Genomic DNA, 18,131 nt, shown 5'->3' on the forward strand with positions numbered 1-18,131 from the left:
GTGCGACACAGTTGCTCTGGCTACCGTGTTTTCACGGTTGGCCCATACTCCAGACCCCGTTGCGCAGCACCTCGTGGGGCATGAAGCGGGCCTTATAGAGCATCTTCGGGCTTTGGTCTATCCAGTAGCCCAGGTACACATAGGGCAGGTTCAGCTGCCGCGCTTGCGCTATCTGCCACAGCACGTTGTAGGTGCCGTAGCTGGCGCGCTCTTCCGGTTCGTAAAAGGTATAGACCGCCGACAGGCCATCGTCCAGCACGTCCAGGATGGACACCATTTTCAGCGCGCCGGGCGTGCCATCGTCCTGCAGTGCGCGGAACTCCACCAGGCGCGAATTGACCCGGCTTTGCAGCAGGAACTGGGTGTACTGGTCGATGCTGTCCTGGTCCATGCCGCCACCGGCGTGGCGGCCGTTCTGGTAGCGCAGGTACAGCTGGTAGTGCTCGTGCACAAAACCAAGGTTAAGTACCCGCGCCTGCAAGCCGCTGTGCTGGTTGAACGCACGTTGCTGGCTGCGGCTGGGCTTGAAATTGTTGGCCAAAACCCGCAGCGGCACACAGGCCTGGCAGCCATCGCAATAGGGGCGGTAGGTAAACAGTCCGCTGCGCCGGAAGCCGGTGCGCACCAGTTCCGAGTAGGTATCGCTCTGGATCAAATGGCTGGGCGTGGCCACCTGCGACCGTGCTTGCCGGTCGGGCAGGTAGCTGCAAGGGTAGGGCGCTGTGGCGTAAAACTGCAGCGTTTGCAGGGGCAGATCGTTGAGGTGTGTCACACGGAGTCGGGTGGTTATGCCGTCAATGCATTCCAGTATACGGGCTCAAACTGCCAGACCGGACCGGGCCTTGCGGCGTTCACGGCGACCTGCGCACAGAAGGCCGCTCGGGGTATTTCACGCGCTCCGAGCGAGGCCAGATGGGAGGTATTCTGCTGGCAATCGATGAGTGGAATGCCATGCACTCGGCAGAAGCTGACCAGGGCGGCCAAGGCGATCTTGGATGCATCAGGGACGCGGGTGAACATGGACTCGCCAAACACCGCCTGGCCCAGGGCGACGCAGTACAGACCGCCCACCAGCTCGCCATCGATCCAGGCTTCCACGCTGTGCGCCGCGCCGGCCTGGTGCAGTGCCTGGTAGGCCTGCACCATGTCTTCGACGATCCAGGTGCCCGACTGGCCGGGGCGCGGGCTGCTGGAACACGCCCGAATAACCTCGGCGAATGCGCAATCAAAACGGATCTCGCAGCCCGAGGAGTCTCGGAACCTTGCTATGGCTTTACGCAGCGAGCGGTGCAGCTTGAAGTGGGCCGTCTGCAGCACCATGCGCGGGTCGGTGCTCCACCAAAGTATCGGCTGGCCGTTGCTGAACCACGGGAAAATGCCGTTCCGGTAGGCCCGCTGCAGGCTGTCCACGTCCAGTGCACCGCCTGCAGCCAGCAAGCCGGGGGCCGGCGCCGACGCACCCCAGGCCTGGCTGACCGGAGGAAAGTCTTCTCCCGGTGCAAGCCAGATCACCGGCTTTTCCATGGCGGGCTTATGCGGCAACATGCAACTGTTTATCAGTGTTTATGGTGCTAGGCGCTCACGGTTCCAGCGCGATCCGCTATCTAATGTATAGCGAAGCCGGTCGTGCAGTCGGCTTTTGCGTCCTTGCCAGAACTGCCAGTTGTCGGGCTGCAGGCGGTAGCCGCCCCAGTGTGGCGGCCGAGGCGGGTTCAGCATGAACTTGGCTCCGTATTTGGCGGCATTGGCCACCAGCACGGAGCGGCCCGAAATCACCTGCGACTGCGGCGAGGCCCAGGCGCCGATGCGCGAATCCAGCGGGCGGCTATGGAAGTAGGCGTCGCTTTCCGCATCGCTGACCTTGCTGACCCGGCCTTCGATGCGCACCACGCGCTCCAGCTCGACCCAGTGGAACTGCAGGGCTGCAAACGGGTTGCCCGCCAGTTCCAGGCCCTTGCGGCTTTCATAGTTGGTGTACCAGACAATGCCGTGTTCGTCATAGCCCTTGACCAGCACGATGCGCGTGGACGGACGCAAATCGCTGCCCACCGTGGCCAGAGTCATGGCGTTTGGCTCGGGTACCTGGGCGGCGATGGCTTCGTTCAGCCATTGGTCAAACTGCTGCAACGGGCCAGCGTGGGACGCGTCCTCGTTGAGTTCGGCGCGCTCGTAGCTTTTGCGCAGATCGGCAAGCTGGGTATTGGTAAGGCTCATGCCCTAGATTGTGCCGCTGAACCCGACGGCATTGCGCCGCCGGGTGTATCCCACCCAAGGTCTGGCGCGGCCAGACCTTGCGGGATCAGAAGAAGCCCAGCTTGTTCGGGCTGTAGCTGACCAGCAGGTTCTTGGTCTGCTGGTACTGGTCGAGCATCATCTTGTGGGTTTCGCGGCCGATGCCCGATTCCTTGTAGCCGCCGAAGGTCGCGTGGGCCGGGTAGGCGTGGTAGCAGTTGGTCCAGACCCGTCCGGCCTTGATGCCCCGGCCCATGCGGTAGGCCACGCTGCCGTCGCGGCTCCAGACACCGGCGCCCAGGCCGTAGGGCGTGTCGTTGGCCAGTGCCAGGGCTTCGGCTTCGTCCTTGAAGGTGGTTACCGCCAGCACCGGGCCAAAGATTTCTTCCTGGAAGATGCGCATCTTGTTATGGCCTTTGAACAGCGTGGGCTGCACGTAATAGCCGCCGGCCAGGTCACCCGGCAGGCTGGCGCGTTGACCACCCGCCAGCAACTCGGCGCCTTCGTTCACCCCGATGTCCATGTAGGACATGATTTTGTCCAGCTGGATCTGCGAGGACTGCGCGCCCATCATGGAGTCGGTATCCAGTGGACTGCCTTGCTTGATCTGTTGCACGCGGGCCAGCACCCGGGCCATGAACTTGTCATAAATCGACTCGTGGATCAGCGCGCGCGACGGGCAGGTGCAGACCTCGCCCTGGTTGAAGGCAAACAGCACCAGGCCTTCGATGGCCTTGTCAAAGAACGCGTCATCGGCATCCGCAATATCGGCAAAGAAGATATTGGGCGACTTGCCGCCCAGCTCCAGCGTGGCGGGAATCAGATTGGTGGCAGCCGCCTGGGCAATGCTGCGGCCGGTGGCGGTGGAGCCGGTGAAGGCGATCTTGGCGATCCGCTTGCTGGTGGCCAGTGCCTTGCCCGCATCGCGGCCATAACCGTTGACGATGTTCAGCACGCCGGGTGGCAGCAGATCGGCGATCAGTTCTGTCAGCAACAGAATGCTGATCGGGGTGGATTCAGCGGGCTTCAGCACCACGCAGTTGCCGGCGGCGATGGCCGGGGCCAGCTTCCAAGCCGCCATCAAGATTGGAAAGTTCCAGGGAATGATCAGGCCCACCACGCCCAGCGGCTCATGGAAATGGTAGGCCACAGTGGTTTCGTCCAACTGGCTCAGCGCGCCTTCCTGGGCCCGCAGGCAGCCGGCAAAGTAGCGGAAATGGTCCACCGCCAGCGGGATGTCGGCGTTCAGGGTTTCTCGGATCGGCTTGCCGTTGTCCACCGTTTCGGCATAGGCCAGCAGCTCCAGGTTCTTTTCCAGGCGATCGGCGATTTTCAACAGCACATTCGAGCGGTCGGCGGCGGCGGTGGCGCCCCAGCCGTCGGCGGCAGCGTGGGCGGCATCGAGTGCCAGCTCAATGTCTTCCGTGCCCGAACAGGCGGCCTGGGTATAGACCTTGCCGGTGATCGGCGTGATCACATCGAAATACTCGCCTTTGACCGGTGCCACCCAGCGGCCACCGATGAAGTTGTCATAGCGGCTCTTGAATTGCACGGGGGCATTGGCGCTGCCGGGGTTGGGATAAAGCATGAAAGTCTCCTGTAGGTATGGTTTGCACGGCATGTTGGTGCGCTGTATCTACTGCACGCTGCATGCCATAGGCGGTCTGAAGCCGAACAGCGTCTTTTCTGGTCGAAAGACGGGGTTTCGAAGGTCTCCGGGTGTTCTGTTGTCAGCAAGCTGTGGGACAGTTGTCCCAGAATGGAACACATGGCGGGGCACTTGTGCTGAACCGCTTGGCAGTGCAGCACCAGCGCACTACAGTCCAGAGCCAGATGACTGCCCCGGCATGTACCGGTGGCGGCAAGGAGACAACAGCATGCATTCCGGAACCCCTCCCGCCAGAACCACCAGCGTGGCGCTGCGCCAGGCACGCCGCCAATTGCTCGACCAGGGCGATGTAGCCGCCGGCCTGCTGGACGAGCGCCTGGCCCGCTCCTGGAGCCGCAGCCTGGACTTCGGCTTGCAAGCCAGCGGCCGCACGCCCGGCGCTCCGCACGCCTCCACCGCGCAACTGGCCCGGGCGCTGGAGCAGCAGCGCGAGCTGGTCGCCCATGCGCGGCCGGTAATGGAGTTTGTGTTCGAGCAAACCCGTGACAGCGACTGCATGGTGGTCCTGGCCGACAGCGGCGGCATGCTGCTGCATACCCTGGGCGACGCGGAGTTTCTGGACCGCGCCAGCCGCGTGGCGCTGCGGCCCGGCGCCACCTGGCATGAGCAGTACCGCGGCACCAATGCCATCGGCACGGCCATGGCCGAGCAGGCCCCGGTGGTGGTCCACGCCAGCGAACACTATCTGGAGCGCAATTCTTTTCTGACCTGCGCGGCTGCGCCCATCCACGACCCTGCGGGCCGCCTGCTCGGCGCGCTTGACATCTCCGGCGACCACCGCGGCTACCACCCGCATACGCTGGGGCTGGCCCGGTCGGCCGCCCGGATGATCGAACACAAGCTGTTCGAAACCCGGCATGCAGGCCAGCTGCGTCTGCGCTTCCACAGCCAGATGGAAGGCATTGGCACGGTTACCGAATGCCAGCTGGCGGTGTCTCCCGAGGGTTGGGTGCTGGGCGCGAACACGGCGGCGCTGCAGTGGCTGGGCCTGGGGCGGGACAGCATCGGCCGGGTGCAGCTGGAAGCCGTCTGGCCGCTCGCGCATGCGCTGGTGCAGCAGCCCGGGCCGGCGGCCGTGCGTCCGCTGTTGGGGCCGCGCGGCGGGCAGGTGTGGTTGCGGGTGGATTTTGGCCGCAGCCGGCCGGCGCCGCTGCCGCGTGCGCTGGAGGTGGCCGAGCCGGCGCCCGCAGATGCCTTGTCGGCGCTGGATACCGGTGATGCGACGTATCGGGCTGCGCTGGACAAGGCCCGCCGGGTGGTGGGCAAGCCGATTGCGCTGTTGCTGCAGGGGGAGTCGGGCGTGGGCAAAGAGGTTTTTGCCCGCGCCGTGCATGCCGCCGGGCCGCGCCGGGATGGGCCGTTCGTGGCGGTGAACTGCGCCGCCTTGCCAGAGACGCTGATCGAAGCCGAGCTGTTTGGCTACAGCCCGGGCGCGTTTACCGGGGCCCGGCGCGAAGGCTCCCCAGGCCGCTTGCGCGAGGCCCAGGGCGGCACACTGCTGCTGGACGAGGTGGGTGATATGCCCATGGCCTTCCAGGCGCGCTTGCTGCGCGTGCTGCAAGAGCGGCAGGTACAGCCTTTGGGTGGCGGCAAAGCCGTGGCGCTGGATTTCAACCTGGTGTGCGCCACCCACCGCCAGCTGCGCGAGGAAATGCAGGCAGGGCGCTTCCGCGAAGATTTGTACTATCGCATCAACGGCTTGACTTTGCTGCTGCCGCCACTGCGCGAGCGCAGCGACCAGAGTGCCTTGATTGGGCGTTTGCTGGGCACACTGGCGCCTGGCCAGGCACTGCAGCTGGCGCCGGAGCTGGTAACCGCGTTCCTGCATTTCAACTGGCCGGGGAACCTGCGCCAACTGGCCAATGGGCTGCGTACCGCCTGCGCCTTGCTAGACGAGGGTGAAACCATGATCGACTGGCAACATCTGCCCGACGATCTGGCACAGGACCTGCGCCAGACGAGTGTGCTGGCAGACCCGGGGCTGGACGGGCCGTTGCGGGCGCAATCGGTGCGCACCATGGAACGTGTGCTCCAGCAGTGCAATGGCAATGTGTCCGAGGCGGCGCGCCAGCTGGGGGTCAGTCGTAACACGCTGTATCGCAAACTGGGCGGTTCGGCGGGCAGATAGCCCCTTTCGTACCCTACTGGTAACTCCTAGCCTGCACACCCCCGTGGTTCGGGAGTACCATGGAGGTTGTAATTTAGTTACCAAAATACTATGAAACTCCACCCCACGGTAGCGGCGGTCACAGACCGCATTCGTGCGCGTAGCGGGCCTACCCGCAGTGCTTATCTGGAACGTCTGGATGCCGCTGCCCAGCGCAAGCCAGGGGCTGAGCGCATGGGTTGCGCCAACGTTGCCCACGCCTTCGCCGGCATGCCGGTCAACGACAAGCTCAAGGTCGTGACTGAGAAGGCGTTGAACATCGGCATCGTCACTGCCTACAACGACATGCTGTCGGCCCATACGCCGATGCAAACCTACCCCGACCTGATCAAGGCCGAAGCCCGCCGCCATGGCGCTACCGCCCAGGTGGCCGGCGGCGTACCTGCGATGTGCGACGGCGTGACCCAGGGAACAGCGGGTATGGAACTCAGCCTGTTCAGCCGCGACGTGATTGCCATGGCCACGGCCGTGGCCCTGAGCCACGACATGTTCGATGCCGCGCTGATGCTGGGCGTGTGCGACAAGATCGTGCCCGGCCTGCTGATCGGTGCGCTGCATTTTGGGCATTTGCCTACGGTGTTCGTGCCCGCAGGCCCCATGCCCTCGGGCCTGTCGAACAACGCCAAATCCAAGGTGCGCGAACAGGCGGCCCAAGGTCTGGTGGGACGATCCGAGCTGCTGCAGGCCGAGTCGGCCGCCTACCATGCACCTGGCACCTGTACCTTCTACGGCACGGCCAACAGCAACCAGATGCTGCTCGAAGCCATGGGCCTGCACGTGCCCGGCACAGCCTTCGTGGCCCCTGGCGGCACGCTGCGCGACGAACTCACCCGCGAAGCGGCGCGCACGGTGCTGGCCGATGTCAAAGCCAAGCGCTACGCGCCCATCGGCCATGTGGTGGATGAGCGCTGCATCGTCAATGCCATGGTCGCTTTGCTGGCCACCGGCGGCTCTACCAACCACTTGATCCACTGGGTGGCGGTGGCCGCTTCGGCCGGGATCGTGATCGACTGGGACGATTTCAGTGCCTTGTCGGACGTGGTGCCCACGCTGTCGCACGTCTACCCGAACGGCAGTGCCGATGTAAACCAGTTCCAGGCCGCTGGCGGCCCGGGCTTCATCATCCGCGAACTGCTGGACGCTGGTTTCATGCACGAAGACGTGCTCACCGTGCGCCCGGGTGGCCTGCGCGAATACACGGCCGAACCGGCATTGGTGAATGAAGCCCTGCACTGGAACACGGTGCTGGAGTCCAAGGACGAAACCATCGTGCGCCCGGCCTCCAACCCGTTCAGCCCTACCGGTGGGCTGAAGCTGTTGCAAGGCAACCTGGGCCGCAGCGTGATCAAGGCCTCGGCCGTGCCCGACGACCGCCACATCATCGAAGCCCCGATCCGTTTGTTTGATTCGCAAGAAGCCTTGCATGTGGCCTTCAACGCCGGCGAACTGAACCGCGACGTGGTTTGCGTAGTGCGTTGGCAGGGGCCGCAAGCCAATGGCATGCCCGAACTGCACAAGCTGACACCGCCATTGGCCGTGTTGCAAGGCAAGGGCTACCGCGTGGCCCTGGTGACCGACGGCCGCATGAGCGGCGCCTCCGGCAAAGTACCGGCCGCCATCCACGTGTCGCCCGAGGCCTTGGCCGGTGGCCCGCTGGCCAAGCTGCTCGATGGCGACGTGGTGCGGCTGGATGCCGTGGCCGGCACCTTGCACGCACTGGTGCCCGATGACGAATGGGCCGCCCGCCCATTGGCCACCATGCCCGAAGAATTGCGTCTGTCCAACGCCCACGGCATGGGCCGTGAATTATTTTCAGGCATGCGCCGCAATGCCTTTACTGCAGAACAAGGAGCTCTCACATGGATGTGAAAAACACGACAGGCCGCTGGACGGCCTTGCAGGTCATGCAAGACGCGCCGGTGATCCCGGTCATCGTCCTGAACGACGTGGCCCATGCCGTGCCGCTGGCGCGCGCGCTGGTCGCTGGCGGTATCCGCATGCTGGAAGTGACGCTGCGCACGCCGCAGGCACTGGAATGCATAGAGCGCATCGCCAAGGAAGTGCCCGAAGCCGTGATCGGCGCCGGCACCATCCGCAGCGCTGCCGATGCCCAGGCATCGGTCAAGGCCGGCGCGCTGTTTGGCGTCAGCCCCGGCTATACCCGCAATGTGGGCCAGGCCTGCCGCGATCTGGGGCTGCCGCTGCTGCCCGGTGTCGCTACCGGCAGCGAGGTGATGATGGCGCAGGAAGATGGCTTTACCGAGCTCAAGTTCTTCCCGGCCATGCAAGCCGGTGGCCCGGCCATGCTGAAGGCCTGGAGCGGTCCGTTTTTTGACGTGAAGTTCTGCCCCACCGGCGGTGTGACCTTGCAGAACGCGCCCGAATTCCTCGCCCTGCCGAATGTGGTCTGCGTCGGTGGCTCCTGGATCGTACCTACGGATGCGATGAAGTCCGGCGACTGGGGCCGTATTACCCAGCTGTGCCTGGATACCGTGGCCCTCAAGAAGAAACCCGCGTAATCTGTCTGCGGATTGAAAAAGCGCCTTCGAGGCGCTTTTTTTTAGACCGAAAACGGCGTTTGTGCGAGGAACTTGCCGGTGCGTCCCAGCGTGAACAGATTGGGTGACTGGGTACTGGGCAGGCCGGCCCGCACCTTGGCGTGGAACTGGCCGTAGTTGCCCACAAACTTGCCCAGGTTCCAGGCCTTGAGCACCTGTTCGGTAAATGCGCCATTGTGGTCGCCGTCCATGGAGGTCTGGTTGTCCTGGCAGCCCGAGATCAGGATCACCGAGGCCTTGATCTTGGCCACCACGGCCGACAAGTGGCCGCTGGCCGCGACCTGGGCCAGGGCGGTATCGGGGTCGACCAGTGGCGCGCCCACGGCCTTGGCGACCTCTTTTTGCAGCTTGTCGTAGAAAGCTTGGTGCTCGCGGTAGACGCGCATGGCGACCGGTACGGGCATGGCGCGTTCGCGCGGGGTGCTGGGCAGGGCTTTGGTGACCGAGCCGCTGTGGCAGCTGTCGGACAGCACCAGAATGCGCACGCCGGCGGCGAACTTGCCCAGCTCCAGGTACAGCTCGTCGTCGATCAACTGGCCGTCATACAGGCACCAGGTTTCGTCCTTGCCGTCGGGCTCGTCGCCATTGATGTCGGTGACCTGGCCGCCGTGGCCGGAGTAGGTCAGAAAGAACAGATCCCCGGCCCGTAGCGCCTTGGCCGCCGCCCGCAGTGCCGCCAGGGTCCTGGAGCGCGTGCCACGCTTGGTCAGCAAGACCGTGGGCTTCATCCCCTTGGACTTGGCCAGTGCCGCCATGTCGTTGGCGTCGAACTCGCAGGCGGCCAGCGGCCCGGGCCAGCCCGAGTAGGCCGCACTGCTGACGGCGTTCAGGCCGATATGCAGGGACAGCGCTTTGGCAGCGACGGCGGGTGTGGGTTTTGGGCTGGCCATGGTGTCCCCTCAGCAGTTGGTGGAGGGGCATGTTCCGCCCGGCGGACGGCCTGTGTCAAGCGTGGCCCACGATCCGGGCCCCGCAGGGAGGAGCGCTAAGGCTTCAGAGCCCGGTACCGGCCGCAAACTCGGCGCGTTGGATCAGTTCGATCTTATAGCCGTCGGGATCGGTCACGAATGCAATCACGGTCGTGCCGCCTTTGACCGGACCGGCCTCGCGCGTGACCTGGCCGCCCGCAGCCTTGATCTTTTCGCAGGCCGCGTAGGCATCGGGCACGCCCAGGGCGATGTGGCCGTAGGCCGTGCCCAGTTCGTAGCTGTCGACGCCGTGGTTGTAGGTCAGCTCCAGCTCGGCATGGTCGGGGTTGCTGCCGTAGCCGACAAAGGCCAGGGTGTACTTGTACTCGGGGTTTTCCGAGGTGCGCAGCAATTGCATGCCCAGTACCTGGGTGTAGAAGTCGATGGAGCGCTGCAGGTTACCGACGCGCAGCATGGTGTGAAGGAGTCGCATGGTGGGTGTTTTTGGAGGTGTTCGGAGAACCTGATTGTGCGGGAAAGCTAGCGCGCCGGGACTTCAAACACCAGGCAGGTGGTGGTGGCATGGGCATACAGTTTGCCGTCCGGGCCGACAATGCGCGCCTCGGCCGTGGCCAGCTGGCGGCCGGAGTGCAGCACGTTGGCGATGGCGCGCAACGGACCGGTCTGGTGCGAAGCCGCGCGCACGATGTTCACCCCGAGTTCTGCCGTGGTGTAGCTGCGGCCCACGGGCAAGGTGCTTTGCACCGCACAGCCCAGCGCCGAATCCAGCAGGGTCGCATACCAGCCGCCGTGTACCGAACCCAGTGGGTTGTAGTGCTTGAGCTGGGGCGTGCTCTGGAAGGTGGCGCTGCCGAAGCTGGCTTCGATCAGCGCAAAGTCCAGGGTGTCGGCGATATGCGGGTAGGGCAGGGCGCCGGACAACATGGCCTGCAGGATCTCCAGCCCGGTCTTGCCTGCAACCTGGTCGGGGCGGGCCAGCCCGGCCTGGCCGCCGCCGGCGCGCATGATGGTCAATACCGCGTCGCACTGGGCATTCCATTGGGCGGCAATTACTTCGCTTGTCATGGTTTTCCTATCAAAAATGGCTCTGGCGCTTATATTAGTTGCGCAAGCAGCTATAAAAATTATAGTAAATAAAAAAGGCGCATGCCGAATGACATGCGCCTTTGGGATGGCGTTCTAAAGACTCTCTATTTGATAGCGCTTACTGCTGGTGCAGCATGCGCTAGAGGCCTAAAACACCACAAATTTCGAGCAGCTTATCGGCCGAAAGAGCCGCGTGAACCGCCGGGGCCACGGGAGCCGCCACCGCCGCCACCATTGCCACGGCCGCCGCCGAAACCGCCGCCATTGCCACCACCGTAGCCGCCGCCACCGCCGTTGCGGTTGCCGCCGCCGAAGCCACCACGGCGACCGCGGTCGACCATGCTGTCTACGCTGGTACGCATCGGGTCAGGCTGGCCGCCCTGGGTTGCGCGGGGGGCAGGCGCCTGGCCGCCCATGGAAGCCGAGCGGGTGTGGTCGGGCTGAACGCCGCCATAACCGCCTTGACCGCCGCCCTGGCCTCCGCCATACCCACCACCGTAGCCGCCGCCACCGGTGCGGGCACCGCCGCCGCCCGGACGGCCGCCACGGCCACCCTGGGGTGGACGTGCGCCTTGAGGACGCGGCGCCATGCCGTCACCCTGGGGTGGGCGGGGGCCGCTGCGGGGTGCATTGCGGGCACCGCCATTGCCGCCGCCGTGGCCACGGCCAGCGCCGTCGCCATTTCCATTCGCGCCCTTGTTCTCACGCACGCGTTGCAGCATTTCGGTACGTGCAGCCTTGGCTGCGGCTTGCATCACGTCGCGGCTTGGGGGTTTGCCAGCACCGCCCCAGATGGTCTGCCGGCCCATGGCGATGGGTTCGGCACGTTCGCCGGGTTCGGGCATGAAGCCTTCAATGACTTGCACCGCAATCTCTTGCTTGGTGAAGCGCTCGATGTCCTGCATGAAGCCTTCTTCGTCCAGGCACACCAGATTGACGGCAGCGCCTTCGGCACCCGCGCGGCCGGTACGGCCAATGCGGTGCACATAGTCTTCGCAGACGTTCGGGATTTCGTAGTTGACGACGTGCGGCAGGTCATCGATGTCGATGCCGCGGGCCGCGATGTCGGTGGCTACCAGGGCGCGCACATCGCCGCTCTTGAAGCCTTGCAGGGCCTGGGTACGGGCCGACTGGCTCTTGTTGCCGTGCAACGCCATGGCGGTGATGCCATTCTTTTCCAGGAATTCGGCCACGTTGTTGGCGCCGAACTTGGTGCGGGTGAACACCAGCACCTGGCTCCAGTTGTGTTCCTGGATGATGTGGGCCAGCAAGGCCTTTTTCTTGCCGCGACCGACCGGGTGGATCACCTGGGTGATGCGCTGCACGGTGGTGTTGCGCGGCGTGACCTGCACGCTTTGCGGGTTCTTCAGCAGGGTGGCTGCCAGGTCGCGGATTTCATCGCTGAAGGTGGCGGAGAACAGCAGGCTTTGCTTATCCTTGGGCACGGCGGCCAGCACCTTCTTCACGTCGTGGATGAAGCCCATGTCGAGCATGCGGTCGGCTTCGTCCAGCACCAGGATCTGTACCTGGCCCAGGTCCAGCATGCCTTGTTGCATCAGGTCCAGCAGGCGGCCGGGGGTGGCAACCAGAATGTCCACGCCCTTTTTGACCTTGGTAATTTGCGGGTTCATGCCCACGCCGCCAAACACCACGGTGGAGGTCAGTTCCAGGTATTTGCCATAGGTTTGTACCGATTCCTCGACTTGGGCTGCGAGTTCACGGGTGGGGGTCAGCACCAGGGCGCGGATGCCCTTGCCGCCGAATTTGTTTTGCGCGGGAGCGCTTTCGGTCAGGCGCTGCAGCAGGGGCAGGGTGAACGCTGCGGTTTTGCCGGTGCCGGTTTGCGCGCCGCCCAGCAGATCGTGCCCAGCCAAGACGACCGGAATGGCCTGTGCTTGGATGGGTGTGGGCTCGGTATAGCCTTGCTCTTGCACGGCCTTCAGAATGGCCGGGGCCAGATTCAGTTCTTCAAAGTTCATTTTGTTGCGCCCGTCCTGGGCGCTTGGAAGCCTGGCCTATCGCCCATGTTGTGAAACGGGCACCAATCAAAGGCAGACATTTTTAAAAATGGACGCAAAACAAGAGGGTTTATCTTGGTTTTGGCCCCCAGCGAAGTGCTGGCGTTGCAGCCAATTGGAATGCCGCAACCTGTGGATTGTCGCATGCTGGGATAATCGGCGTTCGCCCGACTAGTTTCGGCAGATTTTTTGTCAGCAACTTCACCCTCAAAAAAGATGGCCCAGTACGTATTTACCATGAACCGCGTCGGCAAGATCGTGCCGCCCAAGCGCCACATTCTCAAAGACATTTCGCTCAGTTTCTTCCCCGGCGCCAAGATCGGCGTGCTGGGTACCAACGGCTCCGGCAAGTCCACCTTGCTGAAGATCATGGCCGGCCTGGACAAGGAAATCGAAGGCGAGGCCATTCCCATGGCTGGCCTGAACATCGGCTACCTGCCGCAGGAACCCAAGCTGGACCCGACCCAGACGGTGCGTGAAAGCGTGGAAGCCGGCATGGGCAAGGTGTTTGCCGCCAAGGCGCGCCTGGAAGAGGTTTACACCGCCTATGGCGAAGAAGACGCCGACTTTGACGCGCTGGCCGCCGAACAGGCCGAGCTGGAAGCCATCATCGCCACGGCCGGCACCGACTCCGAGCACCAGCTGGAAATCGCCGCCGACGCGCTGCGCCTGCCGCCATGGGACGCCAACATCGGCGTGCTGTCCGGTGGTGAAAAGCGCCGCGTGGCGCTGTGCCGTTTGCTCCTAAGCAAGCCCGACATGCTGCTGCTCGATGAGCCGACCAACCACTTGGACGCCGAATCGGTGGACTGGCTGGAGCAGTTCCTGCAGCGCTATTCCGGCACCGTGGTGGCCATTACCCATGACCGCTACTTTTTGGACAACGCCGCCGAATGGATTCTGGAGCTGGACCGTGGCTCCGGCATTCCGTACAAGGGCAACTACTCCGACTGGCTGACGCAAAAGGGCGCCCGCCTGGAAGCTGAGCAAAAGGGCGAAGAAGCCCGCGCCAAGGCCTTGAAGAAGGAATTGGAATGGTCGCGCCAGAACCCCAAGGCCCGCCAGGCCAAGAGCAAGGCCCGTCTGGCCCGCTTCGAAGAACTGAGCGACTTCGAATACCAGAAGCGCAACGAAACCAACGAAATCTTCATCCCGGTGGCCGACCGCCTGGGTAGCCAGGTGATCGAGTTCAAGAACGTCACCAAGTCCTTTGGTGACCGCGTGCTGATCGACAACCTGAGCTTCAACATCCCTGCGGGCGCCATCGTCGGCATCATCGGCCCCAACGGCGCCGGTAAATCCACGCTGTTCAAGCTGATCGCAGGCAAGGAGAAGCCGGATTCGGGTGAAGTCGTGATCGGCTCCACCGTGAAGATGGCGTTCGTCGACCAGCATCGTGATGATTTGTCGAACGAAAAAACCGTCTGGGAAGACGTGTCCGGCGGACTCGACATCCTGAACGTCGGCAAGTTCCAGATGGCCAGCCGCGCCTACTGCGGCCGCTTCAACTTCAACGGTGCAGACCAGCAGAAGAAGGTCGGCATGTTGTCCGGTGGTGAGCGCGGCCGTTTGCACCTGGCCAAGACCCTGATCGCCGGCGGCAATGTGCTGATGCTGGATGAACCGTCGAACGACCTGGACGTGGAAACCCTGCGCGCGTTGGAAGACGCGCTGCTGGAATTCGCCGGCACCATGCTGGTGATCTCCCATGACCGCTGGTTCCTGGACCGTATCGCCACCCACATCCTGGCGGCCGAAGGCGACAGCCAGTGGACCTTCTTCGACGGCAACTACCAAGAGTACGAAGCCGACAAGAAGAAACGCCTGGGCGAAGAGGGTGCCAAGCCCAAGCGGATGCGCTACAAAGCCTTGAAGTAATCCTCAACCTCAGATTGTTGCTCCGCAATGGCGACTGAAGCGCAGGTATCTGCCGCGGACAAAGCGGTCTATTCGGTCCCTTACCGGGATGCGCTTGCGCAGGCGGCGGCCAGCGGTAAGCCCATCATGGGCAAGGTGGTGCACCGGCTGCTGGCGTTCTCGGAAGCCCAGCAATTGAAGCTGAGTGACCTGCAGGCGCGAGAGCATGTCGATGCGTCGGTGAAACTCTTGCGGCAGCACCGGCAGGTTCTGTGTGAGCAGTTTCCTGGCGCGTTGCTGTCTGCTTTTGCGAAATCCTTCCAGACGGCGTCGGCGGGCACGCTGGTGTCGGCCAAGGTCCATTTCGACCAGTTGGAGTTGATGGCGCTGGACCAGGTGCAGGAAAGCATCGTGCTGGCGCGTACCCAGCAGGTGATCGTGCTGGCGGTGGATGCCTCCTTGGTGGAGCTCAGTACTTATATTTGTGCAGCGCTCGGCCTGGCATCGGTGCGGCCGGAATGCAATCCATTGCGGCCCGAGATTTTTCTCCAAGCCATGCAGGACGTCATTGCAGCCTGCGGCGTGCCCAGTGCCATCCGGCTGGACTGGCTGCAACACTCGGCCGAGTTGTTGGGGCATGAGCTCTCTGTGCTGTACAAATCTCTGATACAGCAGCTGCGTGCGGACGGCGTTCTGGCCGTGGGTTTTGCGGTGGCGCGCAGTCCCGGCGAGCAATCCCCCGTCTCTGCGGCGTTGCCGGAGGCCGCTGTGCAGGGTGCCCCTACACCGCGCAAGCGCGGAGCATTGCAAAGCCAGGTGGTGCTGACGCTGGACAAGCTCAACCAGCTTCTGGCCGGAGACTTCGAAGAAACCTCTGTGCCCCAGGTGCAAGATCTGCTGCGCAATAGCTTTGGCGATAGTCTGGGGGATACGCAGCCGCTGGGCGTGCCGCAGTTGGCCTTGCAACATTCTCGCCACGGCCATGATATCGGACAAGAAGTTGTCCGTCTCATGGTGGACAACATCGTCAACGATGACCGCCTGCTGGGACCTGTGCAGCAGATAGTACGGACCCTGGAGCCCACGCTGCTGCGGCTGGCAGCGGTGGACCCCCGCTTTTTAAGCGACCGGCAACATCCGGCCCGACTGTTGCTGGAGAAAATCACCCAGCTCAGCCAAGGCTACCAAAGTGTGACGGCTCCCGGCTTCAACAGCTTCAACACGGCTTTGCATAAATCGGTCGCGCCCTTGGTCGAGCCCGGTGTGGACATCGACTCGGCCGCGGCTCCTTTTGACCGTGCCTTGGATGTTCTGCAGACGCCAAGCAAAGAAGAGGTCCAGCAGCGGCAGCGCGCCATGGAGGCTTTGCAAACGGCCGAACAGCGCAATTTGCTGGCCCAGAAGATTGCCCAGGAGCTAGCGGCCCACCCCGAGGTACAAAAGGCGGTACCGGTTGTGGCGGAGTTTTTATGCGGGCCCTGGGCGCAGGTTGCGGCCCATGTGCAACTGACCGATAAATCCGGTGCAAGTGACCCGGGAAAGGTTCAGACCACCGTGGATGCGTTGCTGTGGAGTGCGCAGCCGGAGCTGACGCGCAAGAACGTGGGCAAGCTGACCCGCCTGGTGCCCAAGCTGCTGACCAAGCTGCGTGAAGGGCTGGCCTTGATCCAGTACCCGCAGGAGCAGACAGAGGCTTTTTTTGAATCCCTGTTTGGCCTACACCAGCAAGCCTTGAAACCTTTGGCAGCCAGGCTGCTGGTCGCTCCTGCGCAGCAGGCTGCAGACAGCGAGCCTGTCGCCGAGTCCTGGGTGGCGCCCATGGAGGCGGCTGCTACCGGTTTCATGCAGGATCTGCCGAATGCTTCGGCAAAGGTCGATGCAGCGCAGGTTTCGCAAGAGACCCCGCATCCGCCTGAACAAGCCATGCCCATCGGCGCCTGGGCAGAACTTTTGCTCAATGGCCAATGGGTGAGAACACAGCTGACCTGGGCCACGCCACATGGCAGTATGTTCTTGTTTACCGACGCCAGCGGTGGCTGCCAGTCCATGACGAAGCGTTCGCGCGATAAACGTTTGCTGGATGGCAGCATGCGCGTAGTACAGACCCAGACGGTGGTTGACGACGCCCTGGACGCGGTGGCCCAAACGGCCATGCGCAACAGCATCGATGCGATTCTGAAAACCAATACCGACAATATTCTGATCTAGCCAAGCGGCAGAAGAGGCTTGGCACGTTGTCGGAGGTAGCTCAGCTTGCGGCTGCGGGCCCTGGTTCTTTAGGCCAATTCGCCAGCAGGCGTTTGCGCACCGCGTAGATGTTGTTCCGCAGGGCGTACAGCTCGTCGGTGTACGACAAGGGCACGGCGATGCCGTGGGTTACGCGGTCGAGTTCATCGAGTTCGTCGAGCAGCGCGTCGCGGTCGCCAGCGCGGGTGTCGACCTTGGTTTCGATTTCGCGCAGGCGCGCATACCAGCGGAACACCCGGCTACGCACCCGGAACTGGTACAGCGGCGGCACGATCTTGCTCAGGGGCAGCATCAACACCACCAAGCCACCGAGCACCAGCCACATGCGTTCGATCAGGTTGCTGGCCCAGAACGGCAGGTAGCGTTGCCAAAATGGCGGCGTACCGTTGATGGCACGGTCGCCTTCGGGGCTGACGGGTAGCTCGCTGGTACGGGTGTTGGGGAAGTCGCGTGCGCGGTTGAACCAGCCCGCGCCGCTGTGCAGGGTCTGTGCACTCTGGGCAAACAACTGGCGCAGGGCGGGATGGGTCTGGTCGCTGGCCACCAGCGAGGTAGTCGCGGCCAGCAGCGCCACGTCATGCGGTGGCATGTCGGCGGCCAGATCGACCACGCCGCGCGGCAAGGTTACGGCCGACAAAAAGGCAAAGCGTCGGGCGTAGGCATCGCTTTGGCCGAAGTCCATCAGCTGGATGCCGCGGGCGCGCAGCAGGCGCTGCACCAGCGGGGACTGTGGCGCCGAGGCCAGCACGACCACGTCGACCTTGCCCGCCAGTAGTGCATCCACTGCCGGCGCGGGCTCCAGGTTGGACAGCCGCAGCGTACGGGCCTCGATGTGGTTGGCCTTGAACATCTTTTCCACGATGTCGGGCACACCGCTGCCTTGCTTGTCGATGTTGATGCGCAGGCTTCTGAGCTGCGGCAATGCCGTCAGCGCGGCGCTGTTGGGATCGATCTTGCGCGCCGCATCGCTGCGGTAGAACAGCCACAGTGGTTCATAAAAAAGGCTGCCCAGCGACATCAGACCGGCTTCTTCGTCGGCCACCGGGTCGGCGCTGCCGCCGCGCACAAAGCCGATGTCGGCCTCACCGCTGCGCAACATCTGCAGGTTGTCGGCCGCACCGTCCGTGGCTTTGAGCACCACCTCGATGCCATTCGTTTTGAGCGCACTGGCGTAGCGCTTGCCGAACTCGGCATAGGCGCTGCCGGCGGGGCCGGTGGCCAGGGTGACGGTTTTTGGCGGTTGCGGGTCGAGGTACCAGTAGGCGGCGGCCAGCGCGCCGATCACGATGAACACCACCGGTCCGGCGGAAACGATCAGGTCGCGCAGCGACAGCAGAATCAGCTTGAGTGTCTTGGGCATGGAAAGCA

At 63.7% G+C, this 18,131-nt stretch carries 14 protein-coding genes; 5 read left to right on the forward strand and 9 right to left on the reverse strand.

Translation table 11 applies throughout. The features are described 5' to 3' along the window. Positions 1–31: 31 nt before the first annotated feature. From J2X19_RS08425 to exaC, 4 genes are all read right to left on the reverse strand, one after another. Positions 32–772, reverse strand: a complete 741-nt coding sequence (locus tag J2X19_RS08425; RefSeq protein ID WP_310372372.1) for an arginyltransferase — start codon at positions 770–772, stop codon at positions 32–34. A 14-nt stretch (positions 773–786) separates the two neighbouring features. Beyond that, complete coding sequence (aat, locus tag J2X19_RS08430) at positions 787–1,545, reverse strand: leucyl/phenylalanyl-tRNA--protein transferase (RefSeq protein WP_405048610.1); 759 nt, start codon at positions 1,543–1,545, stop codon at positions 787–789. Between the two features lie 18 nt (positions 1,546–1,563). Then, positions 1,564–2,214 (reverse strand): pyridoxamine 5'-phosphate oxidase, encoded by a 651-nt coding sequence (pdxH, locus tag J2X19_RS08435; RefSeq protein ID WP_310372374.1) that lies wholly within the window; start codon positions 2,212–2,214, stop codon positions 1,564–1,566. A gap of 85 nt (positions 2,215–2,299) precedes the next feature. Next, complete coding sequence (gene exaC / locus J2X19_RS08440) at positions 2,300–3,820, reverse strand: acetaldehyde dehydrogenase ExaC (protein ID WP_310372376.1); 1,521 nt, start codon at positions 3,818–3,820, stop codon at positions 2,300–2,302. Between the two features lie 289 nt (positions 3,821–4,109). Here exaC and J2X19_RS08445 point away from each other — a divergent pair, with 289 nt between their 5' ends. The 3 genes from J2X19_RS08445 to J2X19_RS08455 all read left to right on the forward strand — a co-directional run bounded on the left by J2X19_RS08445 (position 4,110) and on the right by J2X19_RS08455 (position 8,587). Further along, positions 4,110–6,029 carry a sigma-54-dependent Fis family transcriptional regulator gene (locus J2X19_RS08445; protein WP_310372378.1) on the forward strand — a complete coding sequence of 640 codons (1,920 nt, stop codon included), beginning with the start codon at positions 4,110–4,112 and terminating at the stop codon, positions 6,027–6,029. Positions 6,030–6,119: 90 nt separating this feature from the next. Beyond that, a complete protein-coding gene (gene edd / locus J2X19_RS08450) occupies positions 6,120–7,937 on the forward strand; it encodes a phosphogluconate dehydratase (RefSeq protein WP_310372380.1) in 1,818 nt (605 codons plus the stop codon). Beyond that, positions 7,928–8,587, forward strand: coding sequence for a bifunctional 4-hydroxy-2-oxoglutarate aldolase/2-dehydro-3-deoxy-phosphogluconate aldolase (locus J2X19_RS08455; RefSeq protein WP_092754172.1), 660 nt, complete (start codon positions 7,928–7,930; stop codon positions 8,585–8,587). Before edd ends, J2X19_RS08455 begins: the two co-directional genes overlap by 10 nt. 41 nt (positions 8,588–8,628) lie before the next feature. Here J2X19_RS08455 and J2X19_RS08460 read toward each other — a convergent pair whose 3' ends face one another. From J2X19_RS08460 to J2X19_RS08475, 4 genes are all read right to left on the reverse strand, one after another. Beyond that, complete coding sequence (locus J2X19_RS08460) at positions 8,629–9,516, reverse strand: caspase family protein (RefSeq protein ID WP_310372383.1); 888 nt, start codon at positions 9,514–9,516, stop codon at positions 8,629–8,631. A gap of 103 nt (positions 9,517–9,619) precedes the next feature. After that, entirely contained in the window at positions 9,620–10,027 is a 408-nt protein-coding gene (gloA, locus tag J2X19_RS08465; protein WP_116607948.1) for a lactoylglutathione lyase, read from the reverse strand. A gap of 47 nt (positions 10,028–10,074) precedes the next feature. Further along, the gene (locus J2X19_RS08470; protein WP_310372385.1) at positions 10,075–10,620 is read right to left on the reverse strand and encodes a PaaI family thioesterase; all 546 of its coding nucleotides are present in this window, start codon (positions 10,618–10,620) and stop codon (positions 10,075–10,077) included. A gap of 194 nt (positions 10,621–10,814) precedes the next feature. Next, positions 10,815–12,620: a DEAD/DEAH box helicase gene (locus J2X19_RS08475; RefSeq protein WP_310372387.1), complete on the reverse strand. Its 1,806-nt coding sequence runs from the start codon at positions 12,618–12,620 to the stop codon at positions 10,815–10,817. Positions 12,621–12,875: 255 nt separating this feature from the next. Between J2X19_RS08475 and ettA the strand changes: the two genes are divergently transcribed. Further along, positions 12,876–14,537: an energy-dependent translational throttle protein EttA gene (ettA, locus tag J2X19_RS08480; RefSeq protein ID WP_116607945.1), complete on the forward strand. Its 1,662-nt coding sequence runs from the start codon at positions 12,876–12,878 to the stop codon at positions 14,535–14,537. Positions 14,538–14,564: 27 nt separating this feature from the next. Next, positions 14,565–16,724 carry a DUF1631 family protein gene (locus J2X19_RS08485; protein WP_310372389.1) on the forward strand — a complete coding sequence of 720 codons (2,160 nt, stop codon included), beginning with the start codon at positions 14,565–14,567 and terminating at the stop codon, positions 16,722–16,724. Between the two features lie 40 nt (positions 16,725–16,764). Here J2X19_RS08485 and J2X19_RS08490 read toward each other — a convergent pair whose 3' ends face one another. Next, complete coding sequence (locus tag J2X19_RS08490) at positions 16,765–18,123, reverse strand: TAXI family TRAP transporter solute-binding subunit (RefSeq protein WP_116607943.1); 1,359 nt, start codon at positions 18,121–18,123, stop codon at positions 16,765–16,767. Positions 18,124–18,131: the final 8 nt, after the last annotated feature.

The organism is Rhodoferax ferrireducens, assembly GCF_031458075.1.
Lineage (GTDB): Bacteria > Pseudomonadota > Gammaproteobacteria > Burkholderiales > Burkholderiaceae_C > Rhodoferax_B > Rhodoferax_B ferrireducens_A.

Excerpts from the sequence above, each read along its gene's own strand:
- J2X19_RS08485 (WP_310372389.1), top strand. The coding sequence starts at position 14,565 with ATGGCGACTGAAGCGCAGGTATCTGCCGCGGACAAAGCGGTCTATTCG.
- ettA (WP_116607945.1), top strand. The coding sequence starts at position 12,876 with ATGGCCCAGTACGTATTTACCATGAACCGCGTCGGCAAGATCGTGCCG.
- gloA (WP_116607948.1), bottom strand. The coding sequence starts at position 10,027 with ATGCGACTCCTTCACACCATGCTGCGCGTCGGTAACCTGCAGCGCTCC.
- J2X19_RS08455 (WP_092754172.1), top strand. The coding sequence starts at position 7,928 with ATGGATGTGAAAAACACGACAGGCCGCTGGACGGCCTTGCAGGTCATG.
- pdxH (WP_310372374.1), bottom strand. The coding sequence starts at position 2,214 with ATGAGCCTTACCAATACCCAGCTTGCCGATCTGCGCAAAAGCTACGAG.
- edd (WP_310372380.1), top strand. The coding sequence starts at position 6,120 with ATGAAACTCCACCCCACGGTAGCGGCGGTCACAGACCGCATTCGTGCG.
- exaC (WP_310372376.1), bottom strand. The coding sequence starts at position 3,820 with ATGCTTTATCCCAACCCCGGCAGCGCCAATGCCCCCGTGCAATTCAAG.
- J2X19_RS08470 (WP_310372385.1), bottom strand. The coding sequence starts at position 10,620 with ATGACAAGCGAAGTAATTGCCGCCCAATGGAATGCCCAGTGCGACGCG.
- J2X19_RS08445 (WP_310372378.1), top strand. The coding sequence starts at position 4,110 with ATGCATTCCGGAACCCCTCCCGCCAGAACCACCAGCGTGGCGCTGCGC.
- J2X19_RS08475 (WP_310372387.1), bottom strand. The coding sequence starts at position 12,620 with ATGAACTTTGAAGAACTGAATCTGGCCCCGGCCATTCTGAAGGCCGTG.
- aat (WP_405048610.1), bottom strand. The coding sequence starts at position 1,545 with ATGTTGCCGCATAAGCCCGCCATGGAAAAGCCGGTGATCTGGCTTGCA.
- J2X19_RS08490 (WP_116607943.1), bottom strand. The coding sequence starts at position 18,123 with ATGCCCAAGACACTCAAGCTGATTCTGCTGTCGCTGCGCGACCTGATC.
- J2X19_RS08460 (WP_310372383.1), bottom strand. The coding sequence starts at position 9,516 with ATGGCCAGCCCAAAACCCACACCCGCCGTCGCTGCCAAAGCGCTGTCC.